Genomic DNA, 21936 nt, shown 5'->3' on the forward strand with positions numbered 1-21936 from the left:
TAAATACAGCATAGTATCTTTTGAAATAAAAAAAAATAGAAGATGCAAGCGCTGCAACAGATAGAAATATTGCGCTGTACAAAAACTCTTTACTTATTTCATATACCGTAGATGCCGGTATAAGCGGACTTATCAATTGGCTCCTGACCTGGTATACAGAAATGTACTGCCATGCCGTTGCTGCCACTAATACCAGGAATAAGATCAGAGCAATTTTTCCAGGGGTATTCCTGGCTGTATTGTTCACGTTGTAAACAAATCCTTTTTATAAATGTGCTTAATTAATTTGCTTTCAGATATTCCCAATTGATCAGTACGTTCCAGACCATCGGTGCATCATGTAAGTTCAGGTACCTGTGCAATGGATCAAAAGTGAATGCAATGAGCCGGCCCTTATCGATAGGTACATTAAATACCGCACCATGGCCAATGATCGACTGTTCATTCCTGACCATGCCAGACAATACATACGGCGGATCTTTTTTTGTTTCCTCTTTCTTCTCGGGTATGGCTCTGTTGCGATCTGGCAAACCTAATATCGGGCCCGTATATTTTTCTTCGTCTTTTAATGGTTTGCTGCCGTATTGTAGCAGTATCATATTTCGATCATTTTTATTCACCTGCAGCAAAGGACCATTGCCTTTAAAAATGGCAAACTGTTCCGGGTAACCGTACATTACAGGACTTCCGCTGTTTCGCACTTTTGTATTGATTACTGAACCGGGATGAAACAAGCCTGATGGTTCAAACGCCCGAATGCTTTTTGATATGCCCGCGTTTGCGAGAATTTGAGAACTGTTATCGAGCGAAATAATGATTCCACCACCGGAAACAAACTGCCGAAGATTTTCCATCCCAAGGTATCCTGGGCCCCCGGTCATATCCGATGTTGAATCAGGATAACCATGAGAAGGGAATTCTGCAGTTTTTGTGTAAGGCATCGGGCCGAATTTTCTATCTGTCTCATTGATGAAATCACTTACTGTGCCGCCTGTACGCGGTATAAGTATGATGTCGAAAAGATTTGAAAGTCCGCCTTTGATCAGATCGTCTTTATCAATGGAGATGTAAGGAATACCCAGCTGTTCAAATGTAAAACGAGACCATCCTTCGTCCTGGGTGTTGTACCAGGTATGATAAATGGCAACTCTCGGAAGTTTGACGGCATGTTGTTTCACTTTGAATTTCGTGTTGGTTGCCTGCAGATCAAGTCCGAATTTCTGAGTGAAATCATTTGCCTGCTGAGCATTAATGCCGGTGATAATCATAGCACCGGCAGCGAGGGTATCTGCTGAACCTTCGATCACAGTTCGTTCATCCAGCACCGTTACTGAAGCATTGATATTTTGCTTTTGAAACCAGTACAATGCTGATAAAACATTCTGCTGTCCTTTGTAATTGAGTATATAATCCGTTCCGCCGCTTTTTATTTTTCCTTTATAGGCAACATCTTCGTTGATCATACTCAAAGAAGATGCTGCATTGGAAAGACTGTCTTCCGTACGAACATCAACTCCATACAGATAACCAAGTGTCCATGCAATATCATCATAAGGAGGAAACTTGGCATCTTTTGGAAAGTTCTGTTTTGTCAGTAGTGTAATGGCGAGGGCGCGATAGGGTTGTTCGGTGAGTACGACATAATCTCCTGCATTTTTTCCGGATTGAACTTTATGTACTTCGATGTTTTGTTTGCGCAGCTGGTTTACGAGATGCGCGGCCATTGATGGATCTCGTTGTTCAGCAGGAATGACAAACGCCCGGGGTTTTTCTTCGCGTCCTTTTCTTATAGCATTCACCCCTTTCTGATAAAAATTGCGAAGCAGCAGCTGCGCGTTATCTGCAGTATAGGAGAGGGAAGCCAGTACGCCGGCCTGCATATAATTAACGTTGTTTCTTGAACTCCAGTTTACCCATGCGGTTGCAGGATCCGGGCGATACCATTCGCGGCTGGTCACATCATCGCCTGCATATTTTGATTCAGTAAGGTCGCGAAGAAATGTATTGCCTCCGCCATTTCCGAATGTTTCATAAAACCGCCCGATGGAGTTATGGTTATTCGCTATCCACAACGCATAGCCGGGATACCAGCCATCATAAAATGCCCAGGTAAATGCGCCAGGTAAACCTTGAGCAGCCAGCGTTGTTACATCGTGATTCGCCATCACCTGCCATTCGCCAATGGTGATCGGATCGATCTGTTCATTGTAAGGTCCGGTACCTGTCGACATATAAATCAACGGAACGGATTCATGCAGGTCGAGCATCACAGTCGGGTGCCAGTCGTAGTATATTTTGAAAATGCCTTTGGTCAGTTCCTGCGACACCTGTATTCCATCACGGTTATTGTCATGGAAAACATACTTGCCCCAGTAGGGTGGTGAAGAACGGAAGCCATCATAATAATCAGTTCTGTTTTTGGTGTAACGATAATACCAATCTACCTGTTTATCGCGACCATCCGGTTCCGCCACCGGGTTGATCAGAACAATTATATTCTCCCTGATTTTTTTTATTTCATCGGTGTTTCCTGTGATGAGCCGATACGCCAGTTCCATCAACATTTCCGGCGAACCCATTTCTGTAGAATGAAGACCTGCATTCAAATAGAAAACCGGTTTGGTGGAGCTGATCAGTTTGTTCACATCGCTGTTCCCTATTTTTCTTGGGTCTGCCAACAGAGCAAGATTGTTTTTATGCGTGGCGGCATTTTTTAATGCATCCGCAGTCCCGATCATCACAAGGTGTATCGGCCTACCTTCTTCGGTTGTGCCGACCTGTTGCATACGTATCAGTGGAGATACCTCCGACAGTTTTTTATAGTAGTCATAGATCTCAGAACACCGATGCATCACTCCCGGAGCGCCGATGATGCTTCCGAAATGTTTTTTTGGTGACGGGATTTTTGAGTCTTCCACCAGGTTCAGCACTGATGCGGGCAGAAACTTGGGGTCGGTCGTGAATTTTTTGATGTCGGCGTTATAGCCTTCATCGATTTTCTGGGAGAAGGAATTTAAGCTGATCAGTCCTGATGCCAAAACAAAGAATGATTTTTTCAGATGAGAATACATATCGGCAAAATTGGTGGTGGCGTAATTGCTTTTACTGAATACGTTAAATTAAAGCTTGTGTAAGATATAAGAGGTTGATGGACGTATTTTTTCTTTCGATATATAAAGTGGGTCCAAACCTATTGCAGAATCTGGTAGCTATTCTTCGGAAATCATAAGGTTTTCATTATTTTGTCCGTTGTAATCAAACCATGAAAATTACCCGGAAGATAATTACCTGTATTTCGATTTTTTCCTTTATAGTTTTTACTCAGGTGAGTTGCCAAAGAAAGACAGTTTATCATGACGCCGAAGGAGATGGTACTGAAGAAATTTATTTGAATATTGACAGCAACCTGACGTGTCGTGTGCGGTTCAATGAAATTCATTCTAAAAAAAACAGCCCGGAAGGACTGGCTCTTGAGTATGATTTTATAGAGACAGGTGACGTATATGTGGAGCAATTTGAGGTAGAGCTAAGAAAAGCTGATGGCAGCAGATTTATTGATCCTTTATATTTTCAATCGCATAATCTTGAGACAAAACAAACTACCAGGAGGCCGGATTTTCAATCAGTCCAGGATGCATGGGGCGATGAGGATTATATTTTGAATCTCGTATTGTTTAAGGTGAATCTGAAAGAATACGGGAAATTTCATACCAGGTTCAAAGTGATTTATTCATTCGATGATGTTACAAAGGAGTTTATGGAGGTAAAGCAGATTGTCCGCAAGCGGATAACGGTTCCGATTGAATTGTAAGCCTCTTCCTATCTCTACATTCTTATAATTCAGGTATAAAAGAGCAAAAAAGGCCAACCTGGGAGGTCTAAGACCTCCTAGGTCTATAAGACGTGCCAGGTCTATAAAACCTGCCAGGTCTGTAAAACCTGCGAGGTCTATAAAACCTGCGAGGTCTATAAAACCTGCGAGGTCTATAAAACCTGCCAGGTCTGTTACCTAATGTAGAAAGAAATTCTTCGTATTTCCTGAAGCGGGAAAATTTTACCTCATGTCCCCGGCGGTGCTTTTTGTCATCGGGATTCCTATTGACGATCAGCCTGAACCATCGGCCGTTTCACTCCGGATATTGTACAATTCACTCCTTTTCATGCATTTTTTGGCAATTCCGGGCATCCGGATTGTTGTTTCGAAGAAAAAATATTTATGAAACCAATGCTAAAAAATCTCACATTTATTTTGACGCTGCTCGTTTCTTCAGTACTATTTGTTGGCTGTGATAAGGATGATGATAATAACAGTCCTTCAACAAAAAGCATCACCCAGATAGTCATTGACAATCCCGATTTTTCTATTCTGGAAGCAGCCGTTGTCAGGGCTGGTCTTGGTGATGCTCTGGCCTCCGGCAACCTTACCGTTTTCGCACCGGATAATGCTGCGTTCAATGCTTCAGGAATTACCGAGTCTATGATTTCTGCGTTACCTGTTTCAACACTCGATTCTATTTTGAAATACCATGTGTTGGGAGCGCCCGTAACCGCTGCGCAGGTGCCCGCGAGTGACACTGTAAAGACCCTGCTGGGACTAAACATTTATGCGTCCAGCAATGCCAACGGTGTATTTGTAAATGGTATCAAAGTAAAAACAGCTGATATCGCTGCTTCTAACGGTGTCATACACACGATTTCAAAAGTACTGATGCCGCCCACCAGTACAATTGCCGGTATTGCAGCTTCCAATCCGGATTTCAGCCTGCTCGTGGCAGCAGTTGTCAAAGCAGGGTTACTGGATGCGATTTCCTCAGCCGGGAAATATACCGTATTCGCTCCTACAAATGCCGCGTTCAATGCAGCGGGTTTCAACTCCGTGGAAGACATCAACAACGCAAGTACTGAGCTCATCACCAATGTCGTAAAATATCATGTACTCGCAACAAATGTGGCTGCAGGAGATTTGATCAATGGCGCTACACCTTCCACACTACAGGGTGGTACATTGACAGTAGGCCTTGCACCTGCACCAAACGTGAAAGTTACAGGCAGCAGCGCTGCAGTGTCAAACATCACCGGTGCAGACATCATAGCTACTAACGGTATTATTCACGTGATCGACAAGGTACTGTTGCCGTGATCAATCTGACAATACCCCAAAATTGGTTTATGTACAGTTGGCGGTGAAAAACGGACAATTCACTTCTGTGAAAATGAATCTTCATCACCACAATACATCCTTTCATTTTTTCTGATTGTTTTCAATATAAAGCTATCGACGATCCGTAGGCCTTTGATATTTCTGAATTAAAAAACCAAAAGATCATGTCAAAAAAAACTGCGATTATTCCACTGTCAGCATGTTTGCTAATGCTTCTTTTAGTAAGCCAGGGTTGTAACAAGATCAGGGACTATTTCCCAAACGGTAATACGCCTAAAAAATCAATTGCTGCTATCGTTTCATCTTCGAAGGATTACAGTATGCTTAAGCTCGCTCTGGAGCGGGCTGATCTACTCAAGACCCTTGATCAACCTGGAACGTTTACTGTTTTTGTGCCCGATAATTCCGCTTTCGAAAAAGCGGGTGCCACGGTCGAGCTGATCGAAAGTGCACCAGTGGAGACTTTAAAAAACGTTTTATTATTCCATGTGATCGGGAGTAAGATAACGGCTTCACAAATTCCGGAGGGAAATAATACCGCAGTAACATCACTTCTGGGAGCAGCTTTATATGTTTCGAAATCAGGCTCAAAAGTTTCAGTGAATGGCTCCGGTGTAACCAGGGCTGATATTGAAGCGAACAACGGTGTGATTCACGGAATTGACAGAGTATTGGTTCCCCCGGCAGGCAATATCGTAGAAGTTGCGAAATCCAATCCCGCTCTAAGCTACCTGGTGGCTGCTGTCGTAAGAGCAAGCCAGGGTACAACCAATGTGGCTGCCTTATTAAGCGGTGATGGGCCGTTGACTGTTTTCGCGCCCACAAATCAGGCTTTCATTAATGCCGGCTTCCCGACTATTGAAAGTATCAATGCTGCAAAACCGGACGACCTTACTCCGATACTTGCATACCACGTAATTACTGACCGTGTTTTCTCGACAAATCTTGTGGATGGCGGGCAGCCTTCCACCTTTGCGGGAGAAACGCTGACAATCGATCTTTCCTCTGGTGCTGCGGTGAAGGGGAAATCCAATACCACGAAATCAAAAATAGGACCTGCCGATATTGTTACAACGAATGGTGTCGTGCACGTGATCGATCAGGTATTATTGCCGTAGCTTTATTGAGAACATCTGGCCGGGCACAGGTAATGTGTCCGGTCTTCTCATTTACTATGATACTTTTCAATCATCGGCTCAGGTATCTCTTTATAGCAGGTCTTGGTATATATTCTTATATCAATGCCAGTTTCGTTGAAACGTTCCGTTACTACGGGCTTCAGGGAAGATGGTGGATATTGATGATAGGATTTATAATGATCTGCCTTCTGGATTGGGAAGGTAGCCGCCTCGTTCAACAGGCGATCAGCAAAAAATCCAGCCAGCAGCAGGGTTTCCGTGCGTTACTCATATTATTTATTACAAGTCTGCCCATTGCATTATTTGCTGCATTGATTGTTTATTATTTTTTCGGCTCCATAATACTGAAAAACGAAATAGTGCAGCAGAACATACTCCTGAAGCTGACTATCCTGTTTTCTTTCCGGGTGAATCTTTTTTTACAGTGTGTCAACGCAGTTCTTTTCTTTTTTGCCGGCTATAAACAAAAGCAGCTGGAAATGGAAGAGCTTAAACGGATCAGTATTCAGGCCAGACTGCGTGCCATTCAGGAACAGATCAATCCCCATTTTCTGTTTAACAACCTGAATGTTCTATCGACCCTGGTATTGCAAAAACACGAGAATGCAAATACGTTTATTGAGGCTTTTTCATCTGTATACCGATACCTGCTCACGAGAAAAGATGTTGAACTGGTAAAGCTCAGAGAAGAACTGGAATTTATTCAGCCATATATTTTTCTGCTCACCACCAGGTTTGGTAATGGATTGATCATTGAACTTGATATTCCCGACAGATACAATGAACGGTTCATTGTGCCGGCAGCTCTTCAGTTGCTGGTGGAAAATGCGATTAAACACAATATTGTATCTGTAGTACAACCGCTTCACATCCGGATGTTCGTTTCGGAGGATGGTCTTTCAGTGAGCAATAATCTGCAGGAGAGAGGGGAAAAAATTCCCTCTACCGGGCTTGGTCTCGAAAACATCAATCAGCGTTACCGCCTTTTGGCGGGAAAAGAAATAAAAATTGAACGAAAAGCAGACTTGTTCGTTGTTACTGTACCGTTATTACAGGAGTCAGTCGTAACTCGCTCTGACCCGTATTAAACAATGGGTAATATGAAAGTTCTGATTGTTGAGGACGAACCACTTGCGGTTGAGCGCTTGCGGTTAATCCTTCATGAGTACGATAAAAATATCGAAGTTGCCGGGATGGTGGATAGTGTTTCCTCGGCGAAAGAATGGTTTGCCACCAATTCATTGCCTGACCTGGCCTTCATGGATATTCAGCTTGCCGACGGCATGAGTTTTTCAATCTTCACAGATACTTCGATAAAATGCCCATTGATATTTACTACCGCTTATGACAAATATGCGCTGGATGCTTTCCGGCTGTTCAGTATAGATTACCTTTTAAAGCCTATAAAACTGACCGATCTCGCGACATCACTCAATAAATTCCGAGATTGGGTTGGCTTTACCAGACCACCGGTTGATATGAAATTGATTTCTCAATTGCTGAAGGAAAACAGCAGATCATTTAAGGAACGATTTTTCGTAAAGAACGGTACCCGTATGTTCTTCATTGAAGCTGCTGACATTGCATATTTCTATGCCGTGGACAAAACTGTTTTTCTGGTAGATAAAGAGGGTTTCCGGTTTATAATTGACCAGACGTTGGAAAATCTCGAGGAGGAGTTGAATCCGAAGCATTTTTTTCGTCTCAACAGGAAAGTGATCGGCAGTTTCCATGCGATAAAGGAAATCAGGACCTACCTCAACAGGCGCTTGCAGATTTCATTGCACGCAGGCAAAAACAGGGAGAACGTTGTGATTGCGCGAAACCGTGTACAGGCTTTTAAAGAATGGACAGGACAATAATCAGAAAGAGTTTATGCAATTAAATTCAGTTAAACGGATCTTGTTTTCGGGATTTTTAATGTTGATCTATCAGCAACTTGGCGCACAAACGAACGAAATTTCAAAGTCAGCATTTTCCCGTTTCGGTCATTTCACTGAAATCGGCGCGCTGGCTGCAACGCGCAACAGGCCTGATAACGTAACCACAGCCGCATTTACCTTTCAAACAGTAAACGGCTACAAATTCAGCAAGCAGTTTTTTACCGGTGTCGGTGTTGCTGCCGATATGTATGCTACCCAGACCATCGTCCCTGTTTTTGCCAGTATAAGGTATAGCTTTCTTGAGCAAGGGGCTTTTATACCTTTTGGTTTTGTTGATGGTGGATATGGTTTTGATATCACTTCAAGTACTACAGATATCAATTATAAAAGTGGTCCGATGCTTGCTGCCGGGCTGGGTTTCAAAATTCCGATCAACGGCGGTCCGGGATTTTTGGTCAGTTTCGGTTACAGGTTACAGAAAGGGGCTACCGTACAGTCAGGTTTACAATCAGATTACAGTAATCACAGAATTGCACTGCGGGCTGGATTTTGTCTTTGATTTAAAAATGTAATAGTCGGTTTCTTTTACTCGTTTCTCAGACTTTGAACGGGGTTAGCCCTCGCAGCTTTCAACGTAAGTACACTGATCGTTGCCAGGGCGACGAATATGGCCGCAAGCGGTGCGACGACAAACACACCCAATGGTAACGGTGTGCGATAGGCGAAATCAGCAAGCCATCGGTTCATGAAAAAGGCGGAAACCGGTATTGCGATCAATACTGCGATGATAATTAACCTGATATAATCCCTGCTCAGTACTATTGCTATTGCCTCGGTGGAAGCTCCCAATACTTTCCTTACGCCAATTTCTTTCACACGCTGCTGAATACTGAATAAGGCCAGTCCAAACAATCCGAGGCATGCTATTACGATGGCCATCCCTGTGAAGATGGCGAAGACCTGGCCGAATTTCAATTCAGCTGTGTATGATTTTCTGAAATTTTCATCTATAAAACTGTACTCCAGTGGTCGTTCAGGTGCAAGCCTTTTCCAGGTGGATTCCACAGCCGAAATGCTTTTCAGCAACTCCGGACCGTTCAACTCAACAGAGAGCAAACGAAAATTATCAGGAAGATATCGTATGGCCAGCGGCGCCATCGCGCGTTGTAAAGATTCAAAGTGAAAATCGCGGAATACACCGGTAATGATTCCGTCATTCGGATACATTCCGGCACGCAAACCAAGAACTTGTTCAGGATGTTCAAAACCCAGCGCCCGTACTGCTGTCTCGCTGATCAACATAGATTCGGTCGAATCTCCGGCATAATTTTGTGACAGCGGTCGCCCGGCAATTACCGGCACTCCCAACTGTTTCAGGAAGTTAAAATCTGCCGCATAGACCGGTATTTCTGTGTGGATCGTATCGCCCGTTTTTTTGATGATATCCATGGACCAGGCTCCTGTTTTGCCATCACCGGGTACATTCGATGAACTGCTGATATTGCGTACACCGGGAATAGCTGATAATTCTTTTTTGATGAATTCCAGCCTCGGTTTGATTCGACTGTCTCCTTCGAAATTCAACACCATTGTCTGGGATGGTTTGAATCCGGGATGATACTGCTGCATAAATCTGAGCTGTGCAAATACAAGACAACTGCAGATAATCAGGGTTACTGAAACGGCAAACTGAAACACCACAAGGCTTTTTCTTGTGGTGGCACTCCAGCCTGCAGGTGTTGATTTTCCTTTTAATGCGATGGCAGGATTGAATCGCGAAATCACCATGGCAGGATATATACCTGACAAGATACTGATCAGGAAAAATAGAGAAAACAAAGCGAACAGGTGATCTGGACGCACCAGGTTAAGTCTGACCGACTTTTCAGTAAAATGATTGAAGGCCGGAATAAGCGCCTGGGCAATTGCCAGCGAAATAATTATTGCTGCGCTGGCAACGATAGATGATTCGATAAGGAATTGAACGATCATCTGCGCCCTGGACGCTCCTGTAACTTTTTTGATTCCCACTTCCTTTGCTCTGGCCATCGCCCTGGCGGTAGACAAATTAATAAAATTGATACAGGCAATGGTCAGTATGAATATTGCTACGACGGACATGATGTATATATTGGAAAGTTGCCCCACCTTATCTGCCTGATCGCTCCGATTTGAGCGCAGGTATACATCAGAAAGTTTTTCAAACTGGTACAGGTGCGTGGTTGAACCGTTCTTCTCTTTATGCCGCTGATCAAACGCCGGCATTTGAGAAGACAATTTTCTGACATCATAGTCCTTGGGTAATAGGATATAAGTATAAAACATGTTGGAGTACCAGTTACTGAAAAGCCAATCGTAGCCAGAACCGGTCTTCTCAGCAGTAGCCATAGAAACGAGAAAATCGAATTGCAGGTGGGAATTGGCGGGGACATCTTCTATTACACCTGTTACCAAAAGATTTTCACCGTCAAGCGTAACCGTTTTTCCGATGGCAGTCTGCTTTCCGAAATATTTTTTTGCGGCAGTGACTGACATGATCAATTTGCCGGGAGCATTCAATGCTTCAGCAGGATTTCCCTCTTTCAGCCGGAAACTGAAGACGTCAAAAATGGAAGGGTCTGCAAAATATATGGAACGTTCATTGTAAATATTTTCTTCATACTGCATTAAGCCATCGGCGTGCATCACTCTCACCGCCTGTTGAATCTCCGGAAACTCCCTGCTAAGATTAGGTCCAACTGGTGCGGCGGTCTCTGCTGTATTGATGGAAATATTCGGAGTCTGCTTGTCATCAACCACCCGATAGATTCGTGAAGCATTTTCGTGAAAGCTGTCAAAGCTCCATTCATCTTCGATAAATAGAGCCATCAGCGTCAGGGCAGTCAATGAAATTACAAGACCGGATAGGTTCAGCAGAGTAAACATTTTGTTTCTGGATAACTGTATCCATGCCGCTTTCAGGTGAGCTTTCAACATCGGGGTTGTTTGAAATTGTATACGAATGCCTGCGAATATTTTCGCTGACTAGTTTGTTATCATGTAGTTTGATTGATACGGAATGGTGTATTCGGCTGGTTGTGTACGGATTAAGGGGAACAATGACAGCGATAACAGAAAAGCGAAGATTTGGTTTTATGTTTTCTGATGCAATTTTTTCAGGACGCACCTTTGATACTTTTTAATGCTTCGGGCAATCCTGTGAGGGTCAGACCTCGTTGTTACAAGACTTGCTCTGCTAGCTGAACCTCAAATAAAACATTTTGACCAATAAAAATGCCAACCTGGGAGGTCTAAGACCTCCTAGGTTTATATAACCTCCCAGGTTTAAGACCTCCCAGGTTTAAAACCTCCCAGGTTTATAAAACCTCCCAGGTTTAAGAGACCTGCCAGGTTTAAGAGACCTGCCAGGTCTTTCTGCCAGCACCCCCAAAAAAAATTTCCGGCCATCGGCCGGAAACCTGTTATAAAACTATGAACAATGAACTGGCTGACTATTGCTTCTTTTCCAACACCAGCACCACCTTATTAAAATCGGCGGCTGCATTGATGACCTTTCTGAATGGCTCAAACAAATCAACAGCCCATTCGGTTTGACGGTATTCTTCTTTTATATCGATCACGATTTTGTTGTCACTGATCTTGTATTCGGAAATAAAACTCATCGTTGACTGATCTGACTCCGGATACACCTGGTGTACTTTCAGACTTTCGGGATTTTTTACAGCATATCCCTTCGGAATCTCAATGGTGATGGTGCGGTAAAGAACGTGGGGGTAAGGAATTTCCACGGGCAACATGCGCGGCTTTTCCTGGTACATTTCTACCTGCTGACCAATCACTTCACCCACTTTCAACAGGATTTTCTTTCCTGCTTTTTCCATCAGCTGGTTCGCTTTCACACGGGCAGAAACAATGATGGGTTTGTTATCAGCAAAATTTTCAAACTCTTTATTCTCCACTTTGCTTTCCAGCACTTCTTCAGAATTGGTTCCAAACTTAACCATCTCTTTAATAAACTTTTGCTGATCCTCCACCGGTGCAAAATTGAAAGCCGCGCGATATAAGGCTGAGAAATATCCGGTGAATAATTGCTTTACATCCATTACAAGCGAATCACCTTCCGGATAAATCCTGATGGTGGATTCCATATTATGGCCGCTCTTGCTGAAGTCTTCCAGCGTTACCGGTCGCAGATCAGCCATCGCAGTTTTCACTGCACCAAGGGATGTTGTTTTGCAATGCAATGCCAGTGTCTGTCCCCACTCAGGGGCGATCCATGGATAACGGTACTCCGCACGCGTAGGAGCGAGGTACTTTCCTGTTTCCGGGAAAAAGATCAATGCATTATCAGCACTGTTCCAGTTTTCGAAACTTTTGTCAATCGTATAACTCGTACGATCACCGCTAAGAACGAAATAGTAAGGGATTTCAAGCTTATCGAAAATTGCGCTGTACACCCTCATGATACCTGTTGTACCCGCAATCTTTGACTTTAAAATCTGTTCGACATTCTGACCTGCATCCGTATACAGATCTTTCTGAACCATGATTGACTTCTTCAGTTGGTTTTCAACAGCAGTGATCAGTTGCACTTTTGTCAGCGAAGATGAAAATTTCTGATCCCGGATCCAGCCTTCTGCTTTTTTTCTGTCCTTATCAGAAACTTCAGAATAGTTTGCATAGATACGTTTCGCAAGTTCATTCCAGGTGAACATGCGGATAGAAGAACTCTTGGAAGAATTGTAAGAGAGTTTATATTCCACGCGATATCTTCTTGCTGAAGAATGACTGTACTTTTCATCTTCGATTTCAGGAAGCTCAGGTGATGTAATGGCTACTATGCGTTGTTCGCCTTTGGTTGCTGTGTCTGCACTCACAGGCTTGCCATTGAATGCGCGGGCTTCAAATATCAATCGGGGAGGACTAACCAATTCAAATTTGCTTTTCACAACAGGTATGCCTGACTGAAATACTTCGATTCCGAACAGTGATGGATCACGTTCGTAAGTATAGGTATATTCAAGTGTGCAACCTTTCTCGATTCCAGGGAATGCGAAGATTTTGTATTCTGTTCCATCTTCGTCGGTATAATCTTTTAATGAAGTATTATCGACCTCAATCACTTTCCCGTTTTTCAATACTGTTCTTGCTGAAAGTGACACGATCTTGTTGTCCGCACCCCCCGGCAAATACAGTTTGTTGAACGACTCAATACCACGATCGTCATTCACCCGGATTACCCGATGCAGGGTTTTGATCATGACAAGATTATCATCCTTGTTATCCCTGAATTCGATTTTTCTTTCATCAACAAGAAAAACAGCAGGCTCATCAGCATAGTCCGGTTTTGATTTTGCCGGTGCTTGGGTCAGCTGTGCCGACAAATTCAATGCTATAAAAAGTGACAGGAAAAGGACCAGGGATTTTTTCATAAGGTTTTATTTTTTCACCAGGCTTACAGATTCTTTGTACAATGGAAAAAGATGTTCCAGGACAGTGTTGTAATCCTTGAACTGTTCTGGCGTGATCATGATATGAGGATTTGAAAATTCTTTGGTCAGGATAACTTTATTCTCCTTTTGCTCATAAGTCATTGTGAAACCCCAGACATCGTTTTTAAAGCTCTTGCTTTCCGGCAGGTAATCTACTTTATATCCTTCCGGAATTTCCAGAACCATGACGTGTTTCCTTTGTGATGCAAAATTAAACTCGATCGGGATTTTTCTTTTCGGATAGTCGATCTCTTCGTGCTCGTAATGTTTTACAAGATTTAAATTGATATATTTTTCATCACCAATAGATTTTCCATATCCCGGAATTTCAAAATCGGCAGCGATATCTGATTCGTTTGGTAATGCCTTTGAACTATTGATTGCAAAACCGGAAATCACAAATTTGTTCGAACCACGATTCAACCTTTCCCGAATGAATTTTTCTTTTTCTTTTTCCTGCACATAATTCAGATTGCCATATAGATTTGTTGCATAATAACCTTTCATCCGCATCGAAATATGTCCACTGATTCCTGTTTGTGTGAAGCGAATGATCGTTGAATCCACGAGTTGATTCTCTTCGGATTTTAACACGGGAACTGGTATGATCTTAAAATTTTTATCATCAATACCGACCAGTGCCTGCTTTCCCTGGATGGCCTCTGCAGGTTTTCCAAAAACACCTGTGATATCCGTACCGTCTAAAAAGATATATTCATTGTTGATGAGCACCGCGCAGATCATATGATTGTCTACAATCGGTGTTGGCGTTTCCTCGTAAGTATAAGGGAGCGCCCTGGTACCAATCCAGGTATAGTATGATTTTAGTCCGGCATGGCGAAGCATGCTGTAAATAATGCTGGCCATATCCTTGCAATCACCAAATCTGCGACTGCAAACGAGATTTGCTTCACGAGGTACGAAACCTTCCATTCCGTCTTCGAAAGCAACGTACTTGATATTCTGCTGAACCCAGCTATAAACAGCAACTGCTTTTTCTTTTTCGTTTCTCTTTCCGGCAACCAACGAATCGGTTATGCGTTGAAGTTCACTGCTTGGACTTTTGTTGATATTTTTTACATAACTGGTGTACAGCGTATATAAATCGGCAGGAGCGGAGAGGAAATTCGTCCAGTTACCATCAGGCTGTTTAACCTGTTCTATAAAAAATACCACATGCGTTGCCCACCAGGCATTTTCAGGTGCATCGGGGTAGCGACTATTCGGTTTAAGATCCTTTGCGGTAAATGTCCAGACCGTTTCGTTTCTTTTTGATTCTTCTTTAAAAATCACCTTATCCTTATCAATTCCTTTCACCACATAACGTAGCTTAACAGATTTCGGAAAAGTAATTTTGAGTTCGTTCAAAAGCGTTGGAATGCCGCTGCTGAAATAATGCGGACTCAACAGGTATGCGTTGTGATGAATGGCATTGTATTCCAGATGCGTCATCGCACCTTTCGACAAGTTCGGGTAATTGAAATTGGTTACTTTGGAATCATCATAAAAAATTCCCGAACTCTTATTGGAAGTGGTTTTAAAATCAGTTGCCCTTACTTTTTTACCACTACTCGTAACTGTGTATGCGTCGTATTCTTTGAGCTCATGGAATCCGCTATGAAAAATCCATCCTGATTTCAAACGCACGGCACCGTTCTCTGTGAGATACATCCATTCTTCAAGGTCAGTGCTGGTGATTTCAGGCACACCATTTTCCATCCTGATCTTATAGTCTGTTTTATTACGGAGAATGACATAATCTTCATCGGGATAGCTTTTCACTACCTGGTCAAAATCCTGGGAATCGGCCGTTATTGCAATTCCTGCAAATGCGATCAGTGTAATAAACTTTCTCATAGTTTCCTTAGGTTTAGCAGACGTCCATAGTAATATGTCGATTTCTCTTCAGGTTTTCCATCCTTATTATAACTCGTCCATTCGCCGTGTTTCAGATCATTGTAATACGTGCCCGTCTGCTTTTGTTTGCCATCAGGGTAGTATGACTGATAGCTTCCGTGAAAGTCGTTGTGGAGATAAAAAAACTTTTCTTTCGCCTGGCCATTGTCGTAATATGAAGTGGCCGGACCATCTGTCATGTTCAGATCTTCTTTTGATTCGAAGGAAACTTTTCCGTTGCTGTGATAGTAAACCTGCTCACCATGAAGATCTCCATCAACATACGCCATTTTTGAAGATGGATTACCATTTCTGAAATAGGTTGCCACCCTGCCATTACCACCGGCAATGGAGATCGGAGCAACGAGTTGTCCTGACTTATCTTCATAGGTATATTCCATCATAACATCATCAGAATACCTGATTTTACTTATCAGCAATCCATCTTCACTGTACCTGCTCAACCAACCATCTTTTCTTCCGTAGAAATAAGTGGTTTCTGTTTCGGGATTTTCATTCTTATGATAGAAGACTCTTTTTCCGTGAAGTTTTCCATGTACATATTCCTCTTTCAGGTACATTTTGCCATCTTCAGTGAAATAATTCCACACTCCGATCTTATCACCACGGTAATACTTTCCTTCCTGCTGAAGTTTTCCATTATAATAAAACACCTGGTAAGTACTGTCGGACACACCATAATAATAAAATTCCTTTGTATGTGGTTTGCCATCAAAATAGAAGGAATTATAGGCGCCGTGCAGAAATCCATTTTTCAGATTTGAACTTGCAAAAACAGATCCTACCAATGTTCTGCTTTCAAATTTGCCCGTACCCTTGTCGAGGTTGAGCGAAACAAGCACTTTCCCGGTAGTGTCATATTGGGTATATCCGATAAGACTCCCAAGTGCAAATTCTTCCCTAAACTCAATTTTTCCATTGTGATAATAGGTTTCATCGAATCCGTCTCTGTCGCCACCAGAATAGTGTGTGCGTGAACGTATACGACCAAAATCATCATAATAATTCCATACACCTTCTTTGAGGTTATCTATATAATAGCCATCACAAAAAACACCGCCATGTTTGTAGTATTCCCTGTAAAAACCATTCTTTTCACCGTTCTTTGAATAATTGATTTCCTGTTCAACTTTACCGTTGTTGAAGTAATATTTGCCCAGGCCGGTAATTGAACCGTCGACATAATTCAACTTTGAGTAAACAGCCCCGGAGCTAAAGTATTCGGTTTCTTCTCCGTTTGAAATTCCCTTGTCATTGTATTTGGCAGTAGATTTTCTTGTGCCATAGGATGTATAGGTATCAAGGTCAAAATTTTTACCACGTATTTCTGTTTTGCTGATCTCTTTTCCTGAAAGATCAAAGTAGTAAGCTTCTTTCAGTTTCGCGTTTGCATAGACCAGCTTACAGAACATCTTGCCATCACGGCTATAGAATAAAGCATCGCCATCCTGTTTGCCTTTGCGATAGGTCTGCTTGGAACTCAGTTGTTCGTTGTCATGAAATTCACTTGCTTCGCCTTCAATATCTCCGCCAACATATTGCTGAACGGATTTCAATTTGCCGTTTTCGTGATAATACTTCCAGGTGCCGGTTTGCTTGTCGTTTTCATAGGTTCCATCTGCATAAAGATTACCATTGTCATACCAGGATTTGTACCTGCCATTCATTTTCCCCATGTTGTAAAAGGCCTCACTTTCCATTTTCCCGTTACTATAAAACCTGGTCAGCCTGCCGTTGATTTCGCCATTAGATGCATTCATGATAGCCTGCAAAGTTCCATCAGCATGATAATATTTCAGAACTCCCGATTCTTTTCCATTTTCAAAAACCTGGATTGATTTCAAGTTTCCGCTGGCATAGTAATCGTGGTTTTCTCCCTGTTTCTCACCTCTAATGAAACCGGCATTGCGTGCCAGTGATCCATTTTCATGATAGTCGATGTTCTCACCCTGGAGCTGGCCATCAACATAATTTTGTTTTGCGCTTACTCTTGTATTCTCGCCATAATATACCCATTCTCCAGTCTGTTTTCCATTCGCATCATAGTTTCCTTTTGAGCGAATATTCCCATTCGGATAATAGAATTCCCAATAGCCAAGGGTTTTCTTGTTTTCGAATTTACCTTTTGCGAAGCATGAACCATTTTCATAGTGCCATGGTCCGTCTGCATTGCGTTTATGCGCATACAGCTCACGGCTCACACGAATTTTATGAAAATATGCAGTCGCTGATTCTGACATTGCTGATACTTCCTTCTTATTCTTTTTCAGGAAATTATTGATCTGGTCAATACCAAGACCACTGAACATATAATTGCAATAAGCATTGTACTGTTTCGAAGAATAGATTTCTTTCAGATAAGGCAGATAATACTGAACATAGAAATCTTTATCTTCTTTGTTGTACTCCAGCTTTTCAATGATCATCTGGTACTGCCTTGTAATTGCATCTTCCAGTTCAGTATTGATTTTGAATTTTGGATCAAGCGCAATTTTTGAGATAAACATTTCTTCAACCAGTGCATAATTTGCGTCAGGCTCCTGTTTGCGATTGTGATAGTACTGAAGCATTTCATCATCACCCTTTGCCATTGATGAAAGAATGGTTACTGCATTTTTCATGTTGTGACCATCAGGATCTGTGAGCAAACACTGACTCATGCTCAAAAAGCTTTGAATGATCTTTCCCTGGTTAAGTGCAACTATCCCGAGTTTGTAATGTACCGATGAACTGAACGGAAAAATCAAAGCCGCTTTCTGAAGAAATATTTCCGCCTCCGCAAGCTTGTCTTGTTTGATCAACAGAGTTGCGATATTGAGATAAGGCGATATGTAGTTTGGATAGTTCCTGGTGGCAGAATCATAATACTGAAGTGCTTTATCCTGCTGACCCATGTCGTCGAGGATATTCCCAAGCAGGTTGTAAAATGACGGACGTTGATCGTTGAGTGTTGAAATGCCTGACGTGGAAATTTCAAGCGCTTTGTTGTACTGGCTGTCGGCATAATAGCAACTTGCAATTTCATATTGCCCACGATAATAGTTTGAATCACTCGGATGAATCTGTTTGTAAAGACTGATTGCCTCAAGACGTTTCTTATTTTCCTGAAGCTTTTCTGCTTTCTCCAGAATCTCTTGGGAGGTGGGAATCTGTTGTGCATTCGCATTATTTACCGATGCAAACAACAGCAGGATGGCCAGGGTTTTTTTCATACAGAGCGCTTTTATCGGGACGGGGGAATTTTTTGTAAAACGTTGATATTCCGGTTGAATTGTTCAGCTAAGTGAAATTTATTACTTATTAAGGTTCAGGCTCTTGCTTCGGGCAGTTACTACAAAAGATTCAAACTGAGCATTATAGGGAATGTAGTGGAAACAATGACAGAAGGCAGGAGGCTGGTGTGAGCAGGAAGGAGAACTGGTTGGTAGGGACAAGCTTGACAAATAGTTAAAGCCTGATTTAGTTAGTTAGTAGCGAAAAGAATCCGAAAACAAAAGTCAGGTTGTGCAATTGTTTTAATATGATGTGATGAATTAAAATTGATGATCGCAGAGCCACCAGGCTAAATGGCTCTGGAAATTTGAGAATCAAATTGTTTTAATGTTGAGGCCAGGTATGCCTTGTCTCTATATCAAAACTGTTGCCTTTGGCTGTTCCAACGAACAACGAACAACGAATAACGAACAACGAACAACGATGAACTGGCTGTTTCAACTATAATCAATGACCTTGTATTTCTCCCTATTTTTGCACTCCTGAAACTAGTCCGTCAAATATTTGTTCTCTATATCCTGTTGCTCGGCGTAGTGCCTTGTTGCGCAATGGATATTTGTCACGACGAAGAAAATGTGGTGATGACTACTACTTCTTCCAATCACCAGGAAAAAGACGATTGCAACAATTGCTCTCCGTTTGCATTTTGCAATAACTGTCCCGGATTCAGTCTTGAAACTCCGGCAATTCAGATTCAACCTGTGCTTCCCGCTACAAAGCAGGATTATCTTCCCATCGTAATCAATTACGTCTCCATTTACTTTGGAGTGTTGACACAACCCCCGCGATTTCTCTGATACAGGATTGATTTTTTGGTTTAAGATTCAAATTGAATAATTGTGAATTCCACAGATGAGAACTATTATTATAGCTATAACAACTTTACTGTCCCTGAACGGCATCCAGGCGCAGCATATATTACGAGCGCGTGTAGTCGATAATTCATCAAATTTGCTGGTTGGTGTATCAGTTGTAGTGGAGTCAATTAAGAAGAACGGAACTTCTGATAGCACAGGAATTGTCACCATTGATAATATCCCCACGGGTACTTATGAGATTACATTTTCACATGTCGGGTATGAGGAATTGAAAATGAGATTTACGTTTCCGTTGAGCATTGATTCGGTGATTTTGGTAAAAATGAAAGCCCAGGAGGAGGAAGAAGAAGAAATCATCATCACTTCCGCCAGGATCAGCAGAAGTATTGCCAACATCCCGACCAGAGTAGAAACTATTTCCGGTGAAGAGCTCGAAGAAAAAGCAAATATGAAACCCGGTGATATCAGGATGTTGTTGAGTGAAAGCACGGGAATACAAACACAGCAAACGTCAGCAACAAGTGCCAACTCAAGCATACGTATCCAGGGGCTTGATGGAAAATATACACAGATCATCAGGGACGGATTGCCAATGTATTCAGGCTATTCGGGAGGTTTAAGTATTATGCAGGTGGCGCCTTTGGATCTTCAGCAGGTGGAAGTGATCAAAGGTTCCGCTTCGACCTTATATGGTGGTGGTGCAATAGCGGGACTTGTCAATTTGGTATCACGTGTGCCGGGTAATAAGAGAAGACTTGATTTCATGGCAAACGTGACATCTGCAGGCGGCTGGGATTTTTCCGGATTTTATTCTCAGAAATTTAAAAAGACCGGTGTTACATTATTTTCTTCGGGTAATAGTAACCGCGCATATGATGCGGCAGATCTGGGTTTGACTTCCATTCCACAATTTGAACGCTATACAGTTTCTCCAAAGCTTTTTTTGTATTTCACAGATAAGACGGTAATGAATGTAGGATTCACCGGAATTTTTGAAAACAGGGTAGGAGGAGATATGAATTATATCAGGGAAGGAAGTCCCGGATATTTTGAAAAGAATAAAACAAAACGACTGACAGGTGAGTTTTCATTCCGGCATGTGATGGATGATCATTCGTCGCTGCAGGCAAAAGCTAGTATTAATAATTTTGATAGAAGAATGGAGATACCCGACTATTTCTTCCAGGGTTTACAGCAGTCATTTTTTTCTGAATTAAATTATGTTCATGTTGCTAATAGAATGCAATGGGTCGGCGGAATGAATTTTATTACTGATAAATTTTCCGAAGTAAAGCAGCAGGGGGTTGATCCCCGTGATTACACTCAACAAACTCTCGGTGTGTTTATACAAAATACATGGACGCCGGTTAAATGGTTTATTCTTGAAACAGGCTTGCGTGGCAACCAGGTCAATAAGTACGGTTTTAATGTTTTGCCAAGAGTATCAGCGCTCTTCAAAATAACTCCCGAATTAAGTTCAAGGGCTGGTGGAGGGCTTGGTTATAAAACGCCAACGGTATTTAATGAGGATGCGGAGAGAATACAGTACCAGCAGGTATTGCCGATCAATCCGGATAATACAAATACCGAACGATCGGCAGGTATAAATCTTGATATTAATTATCGAACAAAACTTTTTGGCGAGATCGGCTTCACCTGGAACCAATTATTTTTTTATACCAGACTGAATAACCCGTTGGTCCTAACGGGCATGGGTAACGGAGAAAAGCAGTTTTTGAATGCCAACGGACATATTGATACCCGGGGTACGGAAACCAATCTGCGTTTTTCCTACAAAGATTTTAAGTTGTTTGTAGGTTATACTTACACCAATGTCAATACACATTACGATGGTCAGAAGCAATGGTTTACATTATCCCCGCATCACCGCCTGAATAATGTGCTGGTATATGAAAAAGAAGAGAGCCTTAAACTCGGACTAGAAGCGTATTATACCAGTCCGCAAAAGCTGAGTGATGGCGGCATGGGAAAGCCATTCTGGGTCTGTGGATTTATGGCTGAGAAGCTGTGGGAGAAGTTTTCCATCTTCATCAATTTCGAGAATATTTTCGATACCCGGCAGACGAGATTCGACACGATATTCACAGGACCGCTGCAGGATCCTGTGTTCAGGGATATCTATGCGCCTGTGGATGGATTTATCGTTAACGGCGGCTTAAAGGTCAGGTTTTAGGTTGAACGTGAAACGTAGAACGTTAAACGCAACAGCCTCCGAGTATAATGCTAGTTCGT

The 21936-nt window shown here is 42.4% G+C and carries 13 protein-coding genes; 8 read left to right on the forward strand and 5 right to left on the reverse strand.

Going from position 1 to position 21936, the window contains the following annotated elements:
- Positions 1-281: 281 nt before the first annotated feature.
- Positions 282-3071 carry a M14 family zinc carboxypeptidase gene (locus P2W82_RS14240; protein ID WP_336516571.1) on the reverse strand — a complete coding sequence of 930 codons (2790 nt, stop codon included), beginning with the start codon at positions 3069-3071 and terminating at the stop codon, positions 282-284.
- A 191-nt stretch (positions 3072-3262) separates the two neighbouring features.
- Between P2W82_RS14240 and P2W82_RS14245 the strand changes: the two genes are divergently transcribed.
- From P2W82_RS14245 to P2W82_RS14270, 6 genes are all read left to right on the forward strand, one after another.
- Positions 3263-3811: a hypothetical protein gene (locus tag P2W82_RS14245; protein WP_336516572.1), complete on the forward strand. Its 549-nt coding sequence runs from the start codon at positions 3263-3265 to the stop codon at positions 3809-3811.
- A gap of 405 nt (positions 3812-4216) precedes the next feature.
- On the forward strand, positions 4217-5140 hold the full coding sequence (locus P2W82_RS14250) for a fasciclin domain-containing protein (RefSeq protein ID WP_336516573.1): 924 nt from the start codon (positions 4217-4219) through the stop codon (positions 5138-5140).
- Between the two features lie 185 nt (positions 5141-5325).
- The gene (locus P2W82_RS14255) at positions 5326-6279 is read left to right on the forward strand and encodes a fasciclin domain-containing protein (RefSeq protein ID WP_336516574.1); all 954 of its coding nucleotides are present in this window, start codon (positions 5326-5328) and stop codon (positions 6277-6279) included.
- Positions 6280-6335: 56 nt separating this feature from the next.
- Positions 6336-7388, forward strand: a complete 1053-nt coding sequence (locus P2W82_RS14260; RefSeq protein ID WP_336516575.1) for a sensor histidine kinase — start codon at positions 6336-6338, stop codon at positions 7386-7388.
- Positions 7389-7400: 12 nt separating this feature from the next.
- The gene (locus P2W82_RS14265; protein ID WP_336516576.1) at positions 7401-8162 is read left to right on the forward strand and encodes a LytR/AlgR family response regulator transcription factor; all 762 of its coding nucleotides are present in this window, start codon (positions 7401-7403) and stop codon (positions 8160-8162) included.
- A gap of 40 nt (positions 8163-8202) precedes the next feature.
- Positions 8203-8742, forward strand: coding sequence for a hypothetical protein (locus tag P2W82_RS14270; protein WP_336516577.1), 540 nt, complete (start codon positions 8203-8205; stop codon positions 8740-8742).
- Between the two features lie 26 nt (positions 8743-8768).
- Here P2W82_RS14270 and P2W82_RS14275 read toward each other — a convergent pair whose 3' ends face one another.
- The 4 genes from P2W82_RS14275 to P2W82_RS14290 form a co-directional block, all read right to left on the reverse strand.
- The gene (locus tag P2W82_RS14275; RefSeq protein WP_336516578.1) at positions 8769-11159 is read right to left on the reverse strand and encodes an ABC transporter permease; all 2391 of its coding nucleotides are present in this window, start codon (positions 11157-11159) and stop codon (positions 8769-8771) included.
- 515 nt (positions 11160-11674) lie between these two features.
- Positions 11675-13615 (reverse strand): DUF3857 domain-containing protein, encoded by a 1941-nt coding sequence (locus tag P2W82_RS14280; RefSeq protein WP_336516579.1) that lies wholly within the window; start codon positions 13613-13615, stop codon positions 11675-11677.
- A 6-nt stretch (positions 13616-13621) separates the two neighbouring features.
- A complete protein-coding gene (locus P2W82_RS14285; protein WP_336516580.1) occupies positions 13622-15532 on the reverse strand; it encodes a DUF3857 domain-containing protein in 1911 nt (636 codons plus the stop codon).
- On the reverse strand, positions 15529-18804 hold the full coding sequence (locus P2W82_RS14290; protein WP_336516581.1) for a hypothetical protein: 3276 nt from the start codon (positions 18802-18804) through the stop codon (positions 15529-15531). Before P2W82_RS14290 ends, P2W82_RS14285 begins: the two co-directional genes overlap by 4 nt.
- Positions 18805-19347: 543 nt before the next feature.
- Here P2W82_RS14290 and P2W82_RS14295 point away from each other — a divergent pair.
- The gene (locus tag P2W82_RS14295) at positions 19348-19662 is read left to right on the forward strand and encodes a DUF6660 family protein (protein ID WP_336516764.1); all 315 of its coding nucleotides are present in this window, start codon (positions 19348-19350) and stop codon (positions 19660-19662) included.
- Between the two features lie 55 nt (positions 19663-19717).
- Positions 19718-21877, forward strand: coding sequence for a TonB-dependent receptor (locus tag P2W82_RS14300; protein WP_336516582.1), 2160 nt, complete (start codon positions 19718-19720; stop codon positions 21875-21877).
- Positions 21878-21936 lie beyond the last annotated feature (59 nt).

Source organism: Pollutibacter soli, from assembly GCA_029269725.1.
Lineage (GTDB): Bacteria > Bacteroidota > Bacteroidia > Chitinophagales > Chitinophagaceae > Pollutibacter > Pollutibacter soli.